The sequence below is a fragment of the Elusimicrobiota bacterium genome (genome assembly GCA_016788905.1).
Lineage (GTDB): Bacteria > Elusimicrobiota > Elusimicrobia > FEN-1173 > FEN-1173 > JADKHR01.
Map to the genome: position 1 here is coordinate 1 of JAEURZ010000011.1, position 19,483 is coordinate 19,483.

The following is a 19,483-nucleotide window of genomic DNA, read 5'->3' on the forward strand; positions in this document are numbered from 1 at the left end:
ATGAAATGCTTGGGATACAAAACTCCAAACGAGGTCTTCAATTCATGGCTTGGTGCAATAGCCGCTTGAATTCACCGACTTCTGAGCTTGATCGGAGCCCAGTCCCGATGCTCCTGCTAGTCGAGGCGAGTTCAAGAAAATTTCTTCTCCAGCGAAAAGTTTTTCCAACGGCAGGGGGTCTCGGGCGAACACGTCCAGATAATTGTTTTCTTTGGGCACTTCGGTGATTTTGGGTGTGACCACCAGGTAAGACAAATCTTTTTTGCGCATGAGGCTGGCCAACCCGTCCGAATGAAATCCCCCGGCCACCAAGACCGCCGCGCGCGCCTTTTGCGCGAAAAGTTGGGATTTCAAATTTTCAATAAACGCCTCATTGCGGTCCACGGCATTGCGGCAAAAAGCTTCCGCTGGAGTAAGCAGGTCGACAAGCGACACAGGGGGACCCGCGTCTGGCGCCCCGCTGAGGGCCGCGACATCATCGACGATTTTTAGAATATGGCTCCGCTCTTTTTCATACACGGCCCAATCTTCCGGCGTCATGGACTGCGTTGACAGCTTTTCCAAGAGGGCGATCCGCCGGGCAACAGCCACCAATTCTTTTTGCGCGGGGGTGACGGCCAGACGGTCTTCGGTTTCCCTTTCGGCACGGGTCAGCTCGTCCAATAGTTTGTTGCGGTCAATCTTTTCCGCCAGGACGACATACTCAACGTAGGCGGCCAAGGTTCCGCCCAAGGCAATGGCATGATCGCGGCAAAGGGCTTTTAAAAACCGATGATAATCCCCGTATCCCACCTGTCCAGCCCGGTATTGGAAACTCCGTTGAACCAAAAGGTCCAATTTCTGCTTAGGCAGTTTCCGCGCCAAAACCTCCACCATTTGAAGGCGCTCTTGCTCCACCCGCTTAAAGTCCAACGCATCTTCGGCAACGAGGGCTTTAACAAGCAACCGAAGGTTGGGAAAAGCCCCATTGTTTACCTTTGCGCCGCCCGTAAGGTACCGGACATAGGGTCCCAATCCTTCCCGTTGATCCTGATAGGCCAGAAAACGACGGTCAAACTCTTTTAGTTCATTGGAATAGTTCGTTTCTTTTAGCGCGGAAACAGACGCCTTGATGTTGGCCAAAACTTTTGTCAATTCCGGTTTCAACTTGTTCGCGTCTTTAAGGGCTTGCACATTGGCCAAATAAAGGTCTTCGTTTTCAATCCCCCACAAAGTCAGAGGATTGGGAGCGGTGATCCCCGCATACTCCACCCCGCCAATCTTGCCTACTTTCAAAAAATACTCGGCCACTTCGCGCGTAACGGCTTCGTTGGGCCAATTTCGGTATGGATCCAGGTTGAAAGGGCCTTGGGCGGCTTCAAGCCCCACCAGGTTTACCCCACGGCTTTCGCTTAAACCTTGAATGATGGCGGCAATATTCTTTTGGGCCTCTTCGATCCCGTGGGCGTCTTGGACGTGAACAATGAGGGGTGCGTTGGGCTTATTGGCGATGTGAACGTCGCGGATAGATCCGTATGGAAGGATAAGATTCGCAATCCACCCAGGTGTGTCGCTTGAGGGAAGGGGCAAGTCCAAGGCGTTCCCTGCCGAAAAAGAGCCCGGCAGCACCAACCCAACCCCGACCGAAGAAACGCTTTGCGGAGCGCCCCAGGTCACCTGCCCGACCTTCGGAAGTTGGGCCAGTATTTGGTATCGATCCGCCGTTACCCCAATATCAAAAGCCCCCCCCGAAGACGCTCCCGCCGATCTCATTGTCCGGCGAGAGGCATCGCGACGCTCGGCCCAAAAGTTGACTTCGGGCGCGGACGCAAACAAAACGTTCGTCCCAAAAAAGAGAACCGCCAAAGCCCCCGCTAAAAATTGATTTAGCCGTGAACTTAACATGCAAAAAGTATACATTCACCTTCTTAAGGTTGCCTTAAAAACTTGTAAACAAACTGTAAATTATTGAGTCTTTGTGGGGTCAAGTCTTGACTTTTCAATCATAAGATTATTCACGCCCAACAACTTACGTTAATGTGTATCGTCGTTAATATTAAAATGGCAACATCTTAAAAAAGAATTTACTCAGGGCCAACAAAAGACAAGGACAGGTTGAAAATGAAGATTCTCCCTTGGGTTCAATGTATTCCACGCGGACTGCTCATTATTTCGTTGGCTTTAATGGGGGCGATTCCGTCTTCTGGGGAAGGTCCCCGTTATCGAAATCCCAATAATTTCGATGGGGAATATGCCCTAGACCTTTTATCCAACGAACTTCCACCGGATTGGCGCACCACGTTTCGCGGGTCTGAAAATGGGATCCAAATGGGCGGTGGTTCTTTAAATATTCGGCATATCACCTTGACCGAAGACATCAAGGTACGCGTCCCTTTAATAACCGACAGATTCATTTTTCGGTTTCGCCGCGAACGAATCGCTGGGTTGGAGCGGGACGACGAATGGAACCTATTGGATTTTGAAACACGCGTCACAGGTCCTTGGCACGTGTCTTTGGTCGGAAACCCTTCGTTTCATAAATCAGATGCCACCATCGGGTTCGCCACCGCGTGGCGGGTGAGGCCTGATCAATACGCCCGGTTCTCTTATCTCTGGCCGCGCTTTGATACCAATTACGCTTTCGAGAACCAATCGGTGAACGAGGGGTATACAGAAGCCTTCCGCAAATTCCCGGGGGAAGCCCGGCTCGAGACCGTCTGGCAAAACGATCGCACGTCTCTTTTTTTGGACGCGCGACACGGACGCCCGTGGGAACTTGACCATCGAACATTGGATCCCACCCCTTCCGGATACATCGAGCAGGGTGAAATGTCCGAACTCATCGCGGAACTCCGCCACCGGGTTGGGGATTGGACGATGAATGTCCAAGCCAAAGGCTGGCGCTCGGAGGGGCGCCTGACCCACGACCCTTCCCGTCCGGATGAAGACAACCACGTGCTTCAAGATTACCAAAGGTTCTTTTTTACCTTGGATCGGAAACTCAGTGAGCGTCGAACACTTCGTGCGGGCGCCGGACCCAGCCTGATGCGCGGGAGGAAGGAACTTCCATACCAATCCACTAAAAACAACAGGTACCATTACGAAGACACCATTGGTCTCCTGAGTTACCTTCCCCGATGGTCCCCCCAATGGAGCGGCGAAACAGCCTATATGATCAATTTTCAGGAAAAGGTTCTCACCCAGGGAGCCGATAGCTCTCGATCTTCCCAAATCCACAACCGAATAAAATTCGCCCTGCGCTGGGAAGGCACGCGGGCCTCATTCGTCATCGCCGGAAACGTAGAAATGGACCAATCCGAAGCCGAAACCCCCGTTTCTTTTGACGGAGGGACCCTTCAATTCCAAACACTGTTTTAAGGAATTGGGACCAAACTATTCCAAAACAGCCCCTAGGCCGCCTGTGCAAGGGCTTGGAAAACCGCAAGGATATCGTTCCACCCCGTGATCCCAACAGGAAAAGCTTTCATATGTTCCAGAAGAATCACCAAAGCATTTTGGGCCGCCTGCCGGAAAGGATCCCCCTCCCCAAGATTAGATTCATCCAAGCGGAGCGCCGCGGCATGGTAAAGTCGGAACGGAACCCCACGCGCCACAAGACCTAACCCATCCAGCGCTTCACGAACGAGGGCAAGATCCACTTCTTGAATGGGGGCCTGCTGACCGAGAGTGCGAAAGGCCTTCGGAACCACAATTACTTGACCCGCTGGAAGGCTCTCCTGGGAAACATCAGTCACCAAAACAAGGGTCGCGTCTTTCTCCATCCATTTTTTAAGGTTATGAAGACCTTCAGGCGAGAGGTCCCCCTGGGGGAGGATGACCAAATTCTGACTTTCACCCGAGGAGGCCTCTGGGACAGTGGATGGGACGGACACCCCATGACGCCCTTCCGCATAAACTTCCGCTCTTTTAATCACCAACTCCCGAAGTTCACCGACACCCAAGGTGATCGGACGGCCTTCAAGATTTTTTAATACGTCCCGGGCAATTTCACGCTGGGGCTCGGTCAACCCAGACAGGTGGGCGGCCAACCAGTTTTGGTTTTCCCTCCGATGAAGTTTTAAATCGAGAGAGGCGCCGGCCCATGTGGCGAACCCAATCATGGCCGGAACAAATTCCGTTGGAACCGCCTGGGCCACCCCAAACAGAAATCCGCCCCATGCCCCCATCTTCAAAAACCAGACAAACGCTTTTCCCACCGACTCGGCCCCGGTGGCCGCCACAGAAACCAGCGAAGCACCCTTGAACCCATAGGTTCCCGCGCGGTGGAAATATCCCAGCAAACCGGCAAGAAGCGAGACACTGGCCACCCACCAAAGGCTCGTTCCGTAGAGAAGGTTCGCACCGACCGCCAAACCGATCGACACCACAAAGGGGACGGTTTCCCAGGGAGCTTTCCGTAACATATTGTCCAAGGGCCCCTGGCTCCAAGGCATACGGCTCCAGAACCAGGCCAAAGTGGAGGGTGTTTCAAAGGATAACACAGAAATATCTTGTTCCATCAATTGGTCAGCCCTCACGTGAACCGCCCTGGCAATTCGCTGAAGTTCAACTTCGGTCAATGGGTTCGAAACCGTTTCATTAAATCCCTTTATCAAAGAACGAATAAACCTAATGTCACGGATCCCATAAAGGGCCACTAAAATATCGTTCACCCGGGGACCAATCGTGCAGTGTTCAAAATCCAAGACCCCCGTGACCTTTCCATCAGAAGCGAAGAAGACGTTCCCCCGGTGCAAATCGTTGTGAAGGGGGACCAAAGGCCCCAGCCGAGGGTCCTCCGGCTCAACCCTTTTTAAGTTACTCGGAAGAGCAAAAGAAGCAGAAACGTTCTGGATTCGTCCAATCATCTGGCCCAGAGAATAATAATGGTCGACCGTGGCCTCATTTTCTTTGACATGGGTTCCGTTTTCCAACAGAGACTCCAGAATAAAGTGTTGACCACTCAAGAGAAGAAGCGTAGGGTCATTGTCCCTCCTTTTAGCGAGACGTTCTTGGATTTTTGGCACGGGAATCCCGTTTTCAAATAGGTGCTGTTGCCATGCCACCCCAAACCGAGCCTGACGAACCTCTTCCCCTGCTCGGTGAAGTATAAATTTCCCCTTATCGGTTGTGACCATGAGGGGCGGGCCGATCGACCGGGAATAGGAAATATCCAGAAGTGGGTCCACCGCCAGAACATCTAACATCCCATATTCCGTTTCCAAAAGGGCCAATAAGAACCCCATGCGCGTATTTAACGCGTAATCATTCAGGTTTTTCCTAATCGTATGGGGAGATACCCAACGAAAACGTCCATTCTTAGGGAGTGAAGAAAGACGATCACCCTTAACACCAACATAGGCCACTGTCACAGAATGTTTTTCAGGAGAAGCGCCCGGAATTTCGCGGCGATAGGCAAAAACAGGCCTATAATTATCTGGATCTTTGGATCCCACACTTGCGATCTCCTCTGAATCGACTACAAGGCCATAGTCTTCCGATAAACTTTCGGAAATAGTGGTGGAATTAGCGCCCCCCCTTTCCACTTCCACACGAGGGAATTCCAATTGCCCCTCATGGTTTTGAGAAACCAGCCATTTGCCCCCCGGCTTTTCAACAATGACAAGAGCGGAAAATATTTCCTTCCCCTTATCTTTGGATTGAAGAGGAACCAATTGACGGCGTTCTCCCTTGGTCGATATGTCGGGGGCGGCGATATTACGATGGAATTCGGTCTCGGATCGAAAGAAAAACAAATCATAAAAGTCGATGACCAAATGGACAAGAATGGCGGGGATAACGGAACCGGGAAGGAGGTACAAGGAAAAGACACCAAACGTCTTCCACAAATAGGAACGTGAAGGTGGATCCCTCCCCGCATTATTGTTCACCTTTCTTGCCGAAACAAAATGGAGCCCCGCCATAAGATAAAAAACAATGAGGAGCAAAGAAACCGAGACAGGCTCCATCCCCAGAAAAGCGAAAACATCGGTTCCCATGGGACCAGGAGCTTCGCCCAAAGCTCGTAAACCAACGAGGAACGGTATTTCCAGCAACAAACCCCAAAACCCCAGGGAGCGGGATCTCTGTTCATTAAGTCCTAATCGCTTGGCGATCCAATAGCCGAGGGAAGCGGGTTGGGCGTCATGGGTCGAATCCAATCCACCCCGAGAGTCTGACGCCTTCCAAGAAAACCGACGGAATACCGAATCTTGAAAGTTTTCTGGAAAAACAAATCCAGACAAAAAATCTCCGATTTTATGTGAACTAATGGAACCGTGGGTTTCATCGTTAGTAAAATTCGATTTAGGACCTAACGCCAAAACGGCCATGATCATGTCGGGACGGCCAGTGGTGTGGGGCAAAAATCGCACATAGACCCGACTATCCCCAAGACGACCGCGGTAAACCCGTGGATATTGGGGTTTTAATTCAACCCACGATCCAGGCATAAGGCCGGAAGAGAGGCCCGCCCTCAACCGTCGAATACTTTCCATCACGCGAGAACCATGTTCGTTCCATTGGGTTTCAGATACTTCTGGAGATAAATACAATTCATACCCTAAAGACTTTTCTGGGCTCTTTCCCGGGAGCACCCACAAAGCCAGGGCATCGGAAAGTGTATCCGGAAAACTTTTCCCAAGCTTCTCCTTCAAGTTTTCCATGATCGCTCGGTCTGTGTCCAACCAATCCGTCTCACTCCGCCTACGCAACATGTCAACTTCCTGTTCTTCTAATCCAAACAACGTCGCATTTTCCAAAATATCAGTAATTGTAAAGGGCCCCTGGGTGGCCAGGAGGGAACGGGCACTGGATAAATATTCATCCAATTCAATGACCACACCAGCGGGGAGGGCGTTTAAGAGGTCGCGGTCTGCCTCCAAGTTCAGTAATTCCTGAATAGCGCCTCGGACGTCCTCCGGGTTAATATGAGATTGGGTTTCCTCCAGGCGGTTATGGAAAATGGCCATGACCGTATCCCCATAAATCGATTCAACCAACCCCATGATGTCGCCCACTTCCTTGTTATCCGCATGCTTAGAACTTTCTTCCCTTAACCGCACCATTTCTCCAGTAAACGCTTTCAGCCGGTCGGGCGAATAGTCCATCACCAAATGATCCAACCCATCCGCAAGGGAATACAAACGCTTAACAAATTCCGCGGCCCGTATCTCCTCTTCATGACCCAGCGTACTTAAAACAATTTTGGCCCTTTCCAACAACAAGCGCGTTTTAGGGTTCACGGATTGACGGAAACGAGCCAAAGGTTTTTTAACACCCGTAACCCCGTTTTTGAGATGCAAACGCCCTTTTCCCAGTGGAATGTTGGTATACAATTCATCAATCTCATCGAGCGTGGGAACCCGTGCATTTAAATGATTAAAACGTTCCTCCGGGGAAAGCATCAATCGATCCCGAATCGAAACGAGTGTGGAAAGGAATCGATCAAGATCAGTCCCCCTTTCCTGAAGGAGATTTTGGAGCAACAGCGATTCTCGCCGCGCGTCATGCTCCGTTTCCTGGGAGGGTCCCTTGGGTATGCCCAATTCGTCAGCCATGGCATTGATCAAAAACTTACTGGCCATCACTCGCCTGGGATGCCCCGAAAGACCCGTTTGAGCCGTTCGCATCATTTCAACAATGTTCCATACAGCGACACCAAAGATAAATTTTTTCCTGTTGCTGTTCAGCAAAGCACCATCGCCTTCTTTTGATTCAATCTTCGTTTCGTGAGAAACCATAAATCGCATCAATTCAATATGGCTATCCAAAATAGACAGGATCTCATGGGCCACCCCATCCAACAGGAATGACAAATCTTCATCTTCAAGATCAATATCAAATTCTCCCAATAAAGGTCTTAACTCCTCTCGCCATTTCCAAGAAGGGGATACGACCGCTTTGACAATATCTTCTTCCGTCAGTTTTTCAAGGGGTATTTTCATTTTCCGAGATGCATAAAGGGACAACTTGCTATAAGCCAATCGGTCCCGAATTAATTTTTCTAAAATCGCCTCAACAAATCCGATCGGGGTGCTGTGTGATTCTTTAAAAAGAGCCACCCATTTTTGTTCCAACACAGATTTATGCGTAAACTTTGCAATATCCCTCCAAACGGACAGGGCATAGGCCTTTGTCCCCACGGGATCCACAAAGACAAACCCGGGCAATTCGATGGAAGAAACACCGGTTGTCATTAGTTTTTCGGAGACCCCGGAAGAGGCCCACCCCACCCACAGGGTTCCTCCCATATAGGAAAGTCGTTGCCATCCCTCCCGATCGATCATCGGCACTTGACCCGTTTTTCCAACGACACCCATGGCCCAACCCATGGGGATATAGATGAACAGAAAAACATTCCTCAGGAAACCGGACAAGGCATAAATATCATCCAACTGGTCATTGTGGATGTCCTTGTAGAGCTCCGCGAAATGAGGACTTGTTTTTCGGGCCAGCACCAACAACTCCCCCCGGATTGATCTTGACCTCTCCGCCAGTTCAGCACTAAATGGTTTCCCATCCATTCCCGACTTGAGGGTTTTTTGAGCGTTTTGAATATATTTTGTCACTAACTTATGAAGCACGACCATATCCCCTATTTTTACTGCAAAGGACTTGGTCGCCTCCTTATCAAACGGCCCTTTACCTTTTTCCGCCAGGGTGGCCGTGGCCCACCCATGGGAAAGTGCTGTGACATTATAAATTGAATGGATTCCCACATTGAGACCGTAACCAAACAAGAGTCCCCCCGCGTAGGCAAGGGCTTTCAAACCCCATCCGAACCCAATGGGGTCCAACCAAAAAAGAACCAAACTGGGGCCCAGGAAAGACAACGCCAATACGAATCCAACAAATAAAATCTGCCGTTTTTCGCTGGTCGTTCGTCCTCGATGGGATTCACTAAAGACATAACCACTCATCAACGCCCATATTATTGTGCCGGGTATTATCCATCCCCCCCCACCTATCAGACCTGTAATGAGGACGAGGGTCCCCATAAGCGTGATGGCATTTTGATGGCGAACCTCGGCAACAACAGGTTCACCACTCTTCTCATCTTCCCCGACCAAGCGCCGGACAAACCAATCAGACAAGACCTGTACCACGCGTTGAGGTAATCCTGGTATCTGATAGATAACTTCCCATAAGGGCGCCTGACGAACGGTATAGGCCCCATAGGAAAGATTATCCCATCCCCACTTTATTAAAGCTCGCTCATTCCCAATGGAAGCAAATCTTTTACCCTTTATCTGTTTAGCCAACCCACCTTCACCCACATCCAGTTGATACAATTCAAGGGCAGATTGCACTCCCTCCCACAATTTCGACTCAAGCCCTTCCTGATCATCCCCCAACTTTCCCAGAGGAGTCAAAGGGGCCACGGAGGCCACCGCCTCCGACACAAACCGCTTGATATCCTCTTTTGATAAGGAGGCCACTGCCGGATACAACCACCGCATGTTTTCAATGAGTGCATTTCGGTGAAACAGAGGCTCTCGCATTAATCGATTGGTGTCCCATCCACCAAAAAAGTCGTCTCGAGAAAACCCATTTCGGTAACGTTTTTCCATGACCCCAAAACCTGTCTCGGAATTCGTCATAAAGTAAAATGATTTTTCAAAATCGATAAAGACAGGTCGTCTGGGAAGGATCTCTCCCTTTTCATTGACGTGAAGTAAAACATTCCCAAGATTAAAATCAGTTAAATCAACAATCATGGCCGCGAGTTTTGACCCCTCAAGGATATTCCGGATGGATGAAGGGAAGATTTTTTCTCCGATGGCACTGGGTCTGAAATAAACGGGAGAGATTAATGTGGATCGGATATATTCCGAGACATTCATTGTTCCATCCACCCACGAGGTAATAACATACCCTGTTTCCCCCGGAGGAACACCTGTGTCCTCAACATTAAACCCCAGATATTGGAACACCTTCAAACTCAACATTTCCGGCAATGATCGGGCACCGAGATATTTCACAACAAATTTCTTTTTCTGATCCTGCGATTTATATAAATACGGAGTGGACCCCGTTCTCATAAATCCATTCTCGTGTAAGGGACCCACTGTTATTAATTGGGAACGCAAAGGCAATGCCTCTCGAGGCTTTTGTTCTGAACTTTCCTGATCTTCAAAAGATTGAGGGCCCGCCCGTTGATAGTAACCACTGCTTAAATAAAGACTGGCAAGGAGAAATCGGCCCACATCCGGAAGTTCAATGGGATGTTGGGCGAGGATCTCTTGCAACTCTTCAACGTTAAAAACGTCCGAGGTCCCTGTCTGCTTAATCCACAAGGAAAGTTCCCTTCCTGTTAGCCTTCCATTTCCATTGTGTGCAGATAATTCCAAGAATTGATCACGAACTTGTTGAAAAACACGCGACGCTTCGGCCAACTCCCCCGCTTCCACCAATGATCTTCCTTTCTCAGTTAAAAGGGCCAGAGGATTCGATTCAGGGGGGTCGGCCATGGCGGGGGCGTTTGGAAATAGATGTTGTTGGGCTAAATGGGTAACCGCATACACACTGAACCATGTCAAAGGAAACCACCACCAACCAAACGACACTCCAAAAACAATTCCGAACAAGAACCCCACGTCCGTGGCCTGTATGATCCGTTCTATTCCTAGCAATCGTAACGCCAAAACATGCATGTTTTTGTTCCCAACCCTATGGGATTGGAAAACAAAACGAGTCAATTGGTGCGACACTCGAGCGCTGGCAAAATAAACAAATTCCGTGGCCACGGCTTGCAGCCGTTTACTCAACGGAGGCAAGGGGGATCGATCGATTTCACTTTCAATATCGACAGTAAGATTTCCTTCCTGGGAGATAACGGGGACCTCCCGACCATTCATTTCAAGAAAGAGAACCCCATTTTCATATCGGAGTTGTTTAACAGCTAACTCAGGCGACGCCCGTAATTTTTCCAGGTCGGTTAAGACCTCTGAGGAAAGGGTTCCTTTCCCCAACCAAAGGGCCCGTGCCCAAGCCATGAACCCAATACGTGAACGGGCCTCGGGAAAAAGGGGAGGCTGGGCCAAGGTAAGTTTTTCGCCCAAAAACAATTTTTCAAGTGGCGTTTTTTCTTGGGTAAAAATACTTAAGGAACCGGCCCCTTCTGTATCGGCCTTCGTGACCTTGGGCGTAAAAGAGACAACGGTGACCCCTTTCTCAGTTAATCGGCGGATCACCCCATCGCCGTGAAACCCGCCCGCGACCAAAACCGCCACCGCCTTTCTGTTCTTCGGAAGTTCCCCCATTCCCACAATCAATTGGCGAACCATGGTCCTATCCCGGGTTTTAGCCTCTTGATAAAAGGTTTCAAAAGGGGCGAGGTTCCCTTCAAACACCCGCGGCATGGACGAATACTCGTGTCTCTTTAGCCCTCTAAAGTGTTTGCCCTCTCCCGCTCGCGGGAGAGGGATGGGGTGGGTATAAACCGGGTACAGTGGTAACAGAATAGACCGGGCACATAGGTAACAGGTACATTAAAGGGCAAGGAGGAACACACTATGCCCTGGAGAGAGACCTGCCCTATGGAAGAACGAGTGAAATTTATTGGTGATTGGCTGAAGGACGAGGAAACCGTGGCGGACTTGTGTCTTATCTACGGAATCAGCCGAAAAACGGGATACAAGTGGATTGAGCGGTATGAGAGGCATGGCGTGGACGGTTTGAGGGAAATGAGTCGAAGCCCACACGACCATCCCAACCAGACGCCCACGGTAACGGAAGAAAAGTTGGTGCGGTTTCGGCATCAGCATCCGCATTGGGGGCCGCTCAAACTGATTCATCGGCTGAAGATACTTCAGCCGAATGAAAACTGGCCGGCGGTGAGCACGGCAGGGGCAATTCTAAAGCGTCACGGTCTGACGAAACCCCCACGTCACCGGAAACGGACACCGGCCTTCGCGGGGAATGTGCGCGAGATTCACCGACCCAACGACGTGTGGGGTGCGGATTTCAAGGGATGGTTTCGCACACGGGACGGAGGGCGGGTCGATCCACTGACGATTACGGATCTGGCAAGCCGATATTTGATCGAGTGCCGGGCGCTGATATCGACGAAGGGCAACGACGTTCGTCCCTGGTTTGAGTTGGCTTTTCGAGAATTCGGTTTGCCCTGGGCGATTCGAACAGATAATGGGCCACCGTTTGCCAGCGTTGGATTGGGCGGCTTGTCGCGGTTGTCTGTATGGTGGATTCGGCTGGGGATAATTCCGGAGCGCATTCGGCCTGGTCATCCGGAAGAAAACGGATGTCACGAGCGAATGCATCGAAGTTTGGCGGAGGGGACAGTGAACCCACCGGAGAAAAACGTCATGGCGCAACAAAGATCGTTTACATTTTTCCGAAGGGAGTTCAACGAGGAGCGGCCCCATTCATCCTTGGAAATGCAGACGCCTGCCCAGATTTACCGACCGTCGGGCAGATCCTATCCGGAAACCCTTCCGGCGTTGGAATACGGAAATGGTATTGAAGTCCGGCGCGTGAGATCTAACGGCGAAATCAAGTGGGGCGGCGGCTTTCTATTTCTAAGCGAAGCGTTGATCGGGGAGCAAGTGGGGTTGCGTCGCGTTGACAACGATCGATGGGCAATTCATTTTGGCCCAGTTCCTCTGGCGGAATATGATTCATCGAATAAACGATTACAACGCTGCGATCCGGTAAAACTGTTACCCATGTACCCGGTCTAAAGTGTTACCTATCCCCCGGGTTGCACACAAGGAAGGTCTTTCCCTATTAGGAAAGAGGGGACTTTTTTTAGGAGAATCTTATGAAAATGATTGGAAGCGTTTTGGGCATTATTCTTTTTGCGTTGGTTGGGTTCGCCGCGCCGTTAAAGGTGGTGACGACGACACCGGATTTAGCCGATTTGGCTCGGCAGGTGGGAGGCGATCGGGTTAAAGTGGAATGCCTTTCTCGGGGGAATCAGGACCCGCATTTTGTGGAAGCCAAACCCTCACTAATTCTTAAAGTGAGGGAGGCGGATCTCTTTATTGAGACCGGTTTGGATTTGGAGATTGGGTGGGCTCCTTCGCTGGTCCAAGGTTCACGGAACCTTAAGGTTCAGCGGGGCGCCCTCGGGTTTTTGGATGCGTCCACGTTGATTCATCCTTTGGAAATCCCTTCCACGCTCAGTCGTTCTGAGGGGGACGTGCACCCCGGAGGGAACCCCCATTACTTGGGAAACCCCCGGAATGCCATTTTTGTGATCAAAGGGATGGTAGAGAAATTGTCAGCCTTGGATCCTCCGGGAAGTCCTGTGTTCGCAACGAACGCCAAGAATTACATTCAACAGTTGAACGCTAAAATGTCGGATTGGGAAAAACAAATGGAAAGTGTTCGGGGCACTCTGTTTGTGAGTTATCATAAAAACCTGGTTTATTTTGCGGAATATTTCGGTTTTTCCCCCGTTGGGGAAATTGAGCCGAAACCTGGGATTCCACCTACACCAAGACATACGGCGGACTTGATTGCCCTTATCAAAGGCCAGTCGGTCCCCTTGATTTTAACCATGACTCACTTCGAAAGGAGAACTCCTGACTCTTTGGCAGGTGCCACGGGGGCCCGAGTGGTCACCATCGCTCTGGTTCCAGAAGCTGTGCCCGAGGCCAGGGACTATATCTCGGCCTTCGATTACAATGTCAAGGCGCTTCTCAACGCTTTGGAGAAAAAATGAATACCATTCCCCTGATTCGATTTGAAAACGCGGATTTGGGTTATGGACATCGGGTGGTGCTCCGTGGGGTAAATCTTGATATTTTTGACGGTGAATCCGTTGGATTGGTGGGCCCAAACGGGTGTGGGAAAACGACGTTTCTTCGGTCTGTTCTGGACCTCTTGCGCCCTTTATCCGGGCGGGTGGACCGGCGATCGGGGCCGAAATTTGCCTATGTGCCCCAAGCGGAAGAAATGAATCTTTTTTGGCCTCTCACCGTTAAAGATGTTGTGGAATTGCCCGCACGTTCGTTGGGATGGGGGGGGCGTCTGGGGGACCTGGCCCGTCAGCGTGTCGTGGAGGCCATGGCGGTGACGGGTGTCGCTCCCTTGGGCGACCGATTGTTGCGCGAACTTTCAGGAGGACAACGGCAGCGGACCGCGATCGCCCAGGCGGTGGCGCAGGCTCCGGACGTCTACCTATTGGACGAACCGACCCGGGGCTTGGATGTGGTGGCCGAACGGGACCTTTTGGAACTGGTGGCCGGTTTGTCGAAAGGTGGTAAGACCGTTTTTTTAGTGACCCACTCCTTGTCCATCCCTATGAATTTATCCACGAGGATTTTGCTCTTCCATGAGGGTCGCGTGATTTCTTCAACCCCTGACGAAATGATCGACTCCCGTCGGCTTGAGGACGTCTACGGGGTTCCCTTCGTCCATATGGAACAAGAGGGGCAACGTTGGGTCGTCCCAGCTCGTCCCAAGGAGACCCTGTGATGACCTTCTTGGCTCTTCCCTTCATGCGAACCGCATTCGTCGCGGCCCTTTTGGCGGGAACAACCCTCTCCTTGGTTGGGATTTTTTCAACCACGCGGAACATTTCTTTCTCAGGGTTGGCGGCGTCTCAACTGGCGGCTTTGGGGGGGGTCGTTGGGATCTTGTTGGGGCTCCATATGGGAGCCAGCTTGTTTTCCTGGTCCTTTGTGTTGGCCGGTCTTCTTGCCCTGTCCTTTTTGTCTCGCTCTCGACGCGCGTCGGCCGACAGTTGGGTCGCGACACTTTACGTTTTGGGTGCTGCCCTGGCTGTCCTTCTTCTGTCAAAATCCCCTCGGGGGGAAAGCGAAGTGTTGGGCATTTTCTTTGGAAACATCCTTTCGCTTGGACCTGTGGAGGTGTGGGAGGCTGTCGGGCTCTTTGGGATTACCATCGTGGGGTTAGGTCTCTGGTTTCGCCGTTGGGTTTGGTTGGCTTTTGACCCGGTGGGGGCCGAAGTGGCCGGCTTGCGGGTGACGCTGTGGCAGGGAATCTTTCAGGTATTCTTTGCCGGTGCCCTCACTCTTTCCATTCACGTTTTAGGTGTGCTTTTGTCCTTCGCCTACCTTATTCTCCCAGCGACCGCGGGACTCCTCCTTGTTCGGCAAACGCGTGGCTTGGTCGTTTTTTGTCTGGTTTCGTCGGTCCTTACAACCGGGATCGGGTTTGAACTTTCTTTTCGTTGGGATTTCCCCACCGGTCCTTTTGTAGCCACCCTGTTGGCCTTGTTGGCCATCGGGGCCCGTCTTTACGCGGGGCGGAAAGGGGAAGGGTAAAAAGAACCTCGGCCCACGGGAGCCCGTTCGGTTCCCAGGGGTTCAACGCGTTTAATCCCGTCGCGGTTCAGGACCAATCGAATCCTTTCGTAGTGGGTTTCGCTCCGGGAGGCGAACCGAAGAATGACATTCACGTGGTAAACCCGCGCGCCGGGAATGAGTTCGCTCCGCCCTTCTTTGAGGGTAAACAATTTCTTAATGGGTTCGTCCATTTTCACAAGAAACGTTCGGAGGTTAAAACGAACGATGTCTGTGATTCCGGTCTTGCGTCGGTGAAACTGGAGAAAGCGGTTTGAGAACAGGGTGATCTCTTTGGTGTAGTGAATTACTTTTTCCGAGAGCCAGGTGTTTTCGATTTCCGTGATGTGGTCTCGGTTTCGGAGTTTCAAGACCAACGGATCTACTCTTTTTTCTGGAACGAACCCCACCGCTTCCCGGCACACCCCCATCTTTTTTCCGGTCAACGGGTCGTAAATCGACGTGGCTTGGTCGTAAAGATTTTTGGATAACCACATTTGAAGTCGGTCTTGGGAAAGGGCTTTCATCCGGTCTTTCATCATGTAACTGATCACCAGGATGAAGAAAAAACCCATGGACACCGTGCCGTAAACCCGTTGGTAGTAAAAGGCGACCGCTGTGGCGAAGATCATGGCCAGCCCCGCGCCCAGGGAGAGCAGGATGTGTTCCAGGCGTCGATCTCCCTCCCGTTTTCGCACTCGGATGTGAAGGGAGCTGGCAATGAACTTCTTTAAAACGCTTAACCGAAAGACCAGCGTTTCGTTTTCCGTTCCCACGTCAACCAGGGAAGGGAATCCCCTCTCTTTTCGATAGGCCACTTCTTTCTCGATCAACGCGGTGATGGATAAGGCCGCCCGGATTAAGGGTTCTTCGGTCCGGTCTTGCAACAACCGAAGGATTTCGTGGGCGCGCTCTTCGATCAGGAGGCTCAAGTATTCGTCTGTGAACGCGTAGGTGGCGGCTGGTCCTTTGGGAAGAGTGGGGTCTTCGAAATCAATGCGCAAGGCGCGAAATCGGGTGAGGAGGCTATGGGATTGCCTGAGGAACTCGCCCAAAAGAGCTTCCGCTTGGGGAAGGTCACTTAAAATCTTTTTCCCGTTCGGGGCCCTCAGAAGTTTCCCGATCGCGCGCGTTTGCAGGCGCAGGGAATTCTTTAAAACCGCTCCCAGAAGACGTATTTCATAATCTAAGGTTTGGGCCTTTTTTTCTGAGGGAGCAATACGCAGCGCGGCCAGGTGGGACACGACACCGGCCAGTGGGGATCGATCGGATCCCGCGTCGGTGAGGGCGCTCAGGGTGAAGTCGGGGGTGCGGAACCGAATGTAGAGGAGGAGGTCCCGGTAAAATTGGTTTTTGGAATAGGTGGCCTCATTGATATCGAGGTTTTCAGGAATAAAAAAATAGGTGTCCACCTGGTATCGTTCGCGGGTGTGCTGCGGGTGAAGGTCATAGCCCAGTTTGACTTCGAACTGGTACTGATCGTGTCGCCGGACGAGGCCGTTGTTGTCGCTCATGGATGTCTCTCCCCCTATTCTAAACCCAGGATCGATGGACCGCAAGGGGAAATCCAAAAGACACATTTTTGCCACAAAATCCTATAATGGCCGACGAGGTGAATCTTATGAAAGAAATTATTTTCCCTGTTCTTCTCTCAGCTTTCGTTATCCCCGGGGCGGGGCAGATTTACAACAAAGAAAAAGCCAAGGGTGTGGCGTTAATGGTTCTTTTCTTTTTGGTTATTATGGGGTTTATGATGACCGTGACGGTGGCGTTGGCGGCGTTTCTTCCCCTGGATGGGGTAGTGTCTCCGGAGCAGGTGCGGGGATTCGTGGAACAGATCGTTGAAGAGCGTACCGCTTTTGTGAACACGTTTTGGTATCTGACTCTCGCCATCTGGGGCTATGGAATTCTCGACGCCTATTTAGGGGCCCGGGATCTTTTGAAAAAAAGGCAAACGCCTCCTCCCGCCGAGTGATCAACCCCTCTGCCCGAGAGGCCGTGTCCATCGCGCGGATGCGGCGATTGGATCGGCGTGCGGCGAGCATTTTTGGGATATCCACCCCCGCGCTCATGGAAAACGCGGGGCGGGCGGTGTGTGCGGAAACCCTTCGTTTGGGGTCTGGGCCGGTGACCGTTTTTTGTGGGCCGGGGAACAATGGGGGAGATGGTTTGGTGGCCGCCCGTTGGTTGGTGAAGGCCGGGCGTCGGGTTCGTGTTTGTCTGGCTCTCCCGATCGATCGATTTAAACCGGACGTCGCGGTTTTATGGATGGGGATTCCACCGATGGGGTTGGCTTGGACGGTTTATGCGGGGTCTGAAAAGTTGCTAAGATTCATCCGGGGGACCCGTTGTTTTGTGGACGCGCTTTTGGGGACGGGATTGCGGCCTCCGGTGGTGGACCCCTACGCCGGGTTGATTGCGGATCTAAACCGGGCGGCTCAACGGGTGGTCTCGGTGGACGTCCCTTCGGGGTTGGACGCCGATCGTGGTCGTCCCTTGGGGGAGACGGTTCGGGCGGATGTGACCGTGACTCTGGGACGACCCAAAAAAGGGCTCCTGTTGCCGAGCGCTCGGGGGTTCGTTGGACGGTTGGTGGTTGGTGATATCGGTTTTCCGCCGAGATTGTGACGGCGGCACTTCTTGCAGGACGGAGGATTCATGGTCACAGGATTGGTACTGGTGCGCCTGAACGCGGGACGGGAAAAGTCGACCCTGAAACAAATCAAAGAGACCAAAGGCGTGGCCCATGTGTCCGCGGTTTATGGTCGATGGGATCTGGTGGTGGATGTGGAAGCGGAGGATCTGCCCTCCATGACCCACATCGTTGTGGAAAAGGTCCGTGCGATTCCGGGGGTTTGTTCCACGGAAACGCTCGTGACGACGGCGATTTGAGCACGTGCGCCCCCCTTTCCTGGCTCTCCTTGCCCTCCTGTCCATGACCTTGACCTCCTCAAACGTCCAGGCCGCTAAACCGGTCAAAACCCTTCCCAACGGCCTTCGAACTGTCATTGTGGAGGACCACGCCTCTCCGGTGGTGTCTCTTCAAATCTGGGTGCGGTGCGGTGGGGTGAACGAAGCGGGGCTCACGTCGGGGGTGTCCCACTTTCTTGAACACATGATCTTTAAGGGGACCGATAAGATTTCCGCCAACGAAATATCGAAAATTGTGGAATCCAACGGAGGATCCATCAACGCGGCCACGGCCAGTGAAACGACCCACTATTTCATCGATATGCCCTCGAACAAGTGGGAAGAGGCTTTTGATGTCCTCTCCCAATCCGTGTTGAACCCGGCCTTTCCTCCAACGGAATTTGAGAAAGAACGCAGAGTTATTTTGGAAGAAATTAAACGGCGTAACGATGATCCCCAATCCGACCTGTGGGACGGGTTTTTGGAAGCGCTCTACACCCAAACCCCCTATCGGCAAAAAGTGATTGGGTCCGTTCAAACCATTACCGATATGCCCCGGTCCCTGATGGTGGACCAGCACAAGAAATATTATGTCCCCAACAACATGGTGGTGGTCGTGGTGGGCGATGTCAAGAAAAAAGAGGTGTCCAAGAAGATCAAAGAGGTCTTCGGGGGCTTGCCGAAAGGGACTCTTCCCCCAGCGCCGAACCTGATTGAACCGCCCGCTGAAAACAGTGACGTGCGCACCATTCGCCGATCGGCCAAACAAGCCTATCTGGCTCTCGGTATTGTTGGGCCCACGTTAAAAGACCCCAACCAGGTGGCTATGGACGTGTTGGCCGCGACCTTGGGGGGAGGGCAAAGTTCCCGTTTGTATCAGACGCTGCGAGAAGAGAAGCGGTTGGTGTGGAGCGTGAGTTCCAGTTTCATTACCCACTCAGGATCGGGGGCTTTTGGTGTGTTTGCCGAGTGTCCTCCTGAGAAAGTTCGTTCCCTTCCCAACGACATCTATTTCCTTTTTCATGAGATTGAATTTAATGGGTTTAAGCCGGAAGAAGTGGCCCGCGCCAAGGCGCAGTTGAGGAGTTCCTGGTTGTTTTCTCAGGAAACCTACCACGGGCAAGCTTCGCAATGGGGGTTTTATACGACCCTAGGGGCACCAGAATTGGTTTCCCATTACCTCAAGCGGTTGGACGCCGTGACCCCTAAAGCCCTGGCGACCCTCCTGTCTCAATACACCATCGGACGACCCATGGGGGGGATTGTCGTCACCCCAGAAAATTCGTCTGTTCAGTAAATCCTTTACTCGATGCGCCCGCGAT

General features: G+C 51.9%; 11 protein-coding genes and 1 pseudogene. 9 read left to right on the forward strand and 3 right to left on the reverse strand.

The genetic code is table 11. The features are described 5' to 3' along the window. Nucleotides 1-42: 42 nt before the first annotated feature. Complete coding sequence (locus JNK54_06025; protein MBL8023824.1) at nt 43-1,884, reverse strand: hypothetical protein; 1,842 nt, start codon at nt 1,882-1,884, stop codon at nt 43-45. A gap of 216 nt (nt 1,885-2,100) precedes the next feature. On the opposite strand from JNK54_06025, the gene JNK54_06030 reads away from it, so the two are divergent. Next, nucleotides 2,101-3,357 carry a hypothetical protein gene (locus JNK54_06030; protein MBL8023825.1) on the forward strand — a complete coding sequence of 419 codons (1,257 nt, stop codon included), beginning with the start codon at nt 2,101-2,103 and terminating at the stop codon, nt 3,355-3,357. 32 nt (nt 3,358-3,389) lie between these two features. Here the strand turns inward: JNK54_06030 and JNK54_06035 are convergent, their stop codons facing one another. After that, nucleotides 3,390-11,342: a phosphotransferase gene (locus JNK54_06035; GenBank protein MBL8023826.1), complete on the reverse strand. Its 7,953-nt coding sequence runs from the start codon at nt 11,340-11,342 to the stop codon at nt 3,390-3,392. Between the two features lie 153 nt (nt 11,343-11,495). Here JNK54_06035 and JNK54_06040 point away from each other — a divergent pair. The 4 genes and pseudogenes from JNK54_06040 (at nt 11,496) to JNK54_06055 (ending at nt 15,233) form a co-directional block, all read left to right on the forward strand. After that, nucleotides 11,496-12,587: pseudogene (locus tag JNK54_06040) on the forward strand (transposase). Nucleotides 12,588-12,760: 173 nt separating this feature from the next. Next, complete coding sequence (locus tag JNK54_06045; protein MBL8023827.1) at nt 12,761-13,666, forward strand: zinc ABC transporter substrate-binding protein; 906 nt, start codon at nt 12,761-12,763, stop codon at nt 13,664-13,666. After that, nucleotides 13,663-14,421 (forward strand): metal ABC transporter ATP-binding protein, encoded by a 759-nt coding sequence (locus tag JNK54_06050; GenBank protein ID MBL8023828.1) that lies wholly within the window; start codon nt 13,663-13,665, stop codon nt 14,419-14,421. The genes JNK54_06045 and JNK54_06050 overlap by 4 nt, the downstream gene beginning before the upstream one ends. After that, nucleotides 14,421-15,233 (forward strand): metal ABC transporter permease, encoded by an 813-nt coding sequence (locus tag JNK54_06055; GenBank protein MBL8023829.1) that lies wholly within the window; start codon nt 14,421-14,423, stop codon nt 15,231-15,233. Before JNK54_06050 ends, JNK54_06055 begins: the two co-directional genes overlap by 1 nt. Here the strand turns inward: JNK54_06055 and JNK54_06060 are convergent. Further along, entirely contained in the window at nt 15,206-16,765 is a 1,560-nt protein-coding gene (locus JNK54_06060) for a hypothetical protein (protein MBL8023830.1), read from the reverse strand. The genes JNK54_06055 and JNK54_06060 overlap by 28 nt on opposite strands. An 86-nt stretch (nt 16,766-16,851) precedes the next feature. Here JNK54_06060 and JNK54_06065 point away from each other — a divergent pair, with 86 nt between their 5' ends. From JNK54_06065 to JNK54_06080, 4 genes are read left to right on the forward strand one after another with little or no spacing between them, the layout of a single operon-like run. Beyond that, nucleotides 16,852-17,226: a hypothetical protein gene (locus tag JNK54_06065; GenBank protein ID MBL8023831.1), complete on the forward strand. Its 375-nt coding sequence runs from the start codon at nt 16,852-16,854 to the stop codon at nt 17,224-17,226. Further along, nucleotides 17,223-17,879 carry an NAD(P)H-hydrate epimerase gene (locus JNK54_06070; GenBank protein ID MBL8023832.1) on the forward strand — a complete coding sequence of 219 codons (657 nt, stop codon included), beginning with the start codon at nt 17,223-17,225 and terminating at the stop codon, nt 17,877-17,879. The genes JNK54_06065 and JNK54_06070 overlap by 4 nt, the downstream gene beginning before the upstream one ends. A 30-nt stretch (nt 17,880-17,909) precedes the next feature. Next, the gene (locus JNK54_06075; GenBank protein MBL8023833.1) at nt 17,910-18,143 is read left to right on the forward strand and encodes an Lrp/AsnC ligand binding domain-containing protein; all 234 of its coding nucleotides are present in this window, start codon (nt 17,910-17,912) and stop codon (nt 18,141-18,143) included. A gap of 4 nt (nt 18,144-18,147) precedes the next feature. Further along, complete coding sequence (locus JNK54_06080; protein ID MBL8023834.1) at nt 18,148-19,458, forward strand: insulinase family protein; 1,311 nt, start codon at nt 18,148-18,150, stop codon at nt 19,456-19,458. Nucleotides 19,459-19,483 lie beyond the last annotated feature (25 nt).

Excerpts from the sequence above, each read along its gene's own strand:
- JNK54_06035 (MBL8023826.1), bottom strand. The coding sequence starts at position 11,342 with ATGCCGCGGGTGTTTGAAGGGAACCTCGCCCCTTTTGAAACCTTTTAT.
- JNK54_06065 (MBL8023831.1), top strand. The coding sequence starts at position 16,852 with ATGGCCGACGAGGTGAATCTTATGAAAGAAATTATTTTCCCTGTTCTT.
- JNK54_06055 (MBL8023829.1), top strand. The coding sequence starts at position 14,421 with ATGACCTTCTTGGCTCTTCCCTTCATGCGAACCGCATTCGTCGCGGCC.
- JNK54_06030 (MBL8023825.1), top strand. The coding sequence starts at position 2,101 with ATGAAGATTCTCCCTTGGGTTCAATGTATTCCACGCGGACTGCTCATT.
- JNK54_06075 (MBL8023833.1), top strand. The coding sequence starts at position 17,910 with ATGGTCACAGGATTGGTACTGGTGCGCCTGAACGCGGGACGGGAAAAG.
- JNK54_06050 (MBL8023828.1), top strand. The coding sequence starts at position 13,663 with ATGAATACCATTCCCCTGATTCGATTTGAAAACGCGGATTTGGGTTAT.
- JNK54_06025 (MBL8023824.1), bottom strand. The coding sequence starts at position 1,884 with ATGTTAAGTTCACGGCTAAATCAATTTTTAGCGGGGGCTTTGGCGGTT.
- JNK54_06045 (MBL8023827.1), top strand. The coding sequence starts at position 12,761 with ATGAAAATGATTGGAAGCGTTTTGGGCATTATTCTTTTTGCGTTGGTT.
- JNK54_06060 (MBL8023830.1), bottom strand. The coding sequence starts at position 16,765 with ATGAGCGACAACAACGGCCTCGTCCGGCGACACGATCAGTACCAGTTC.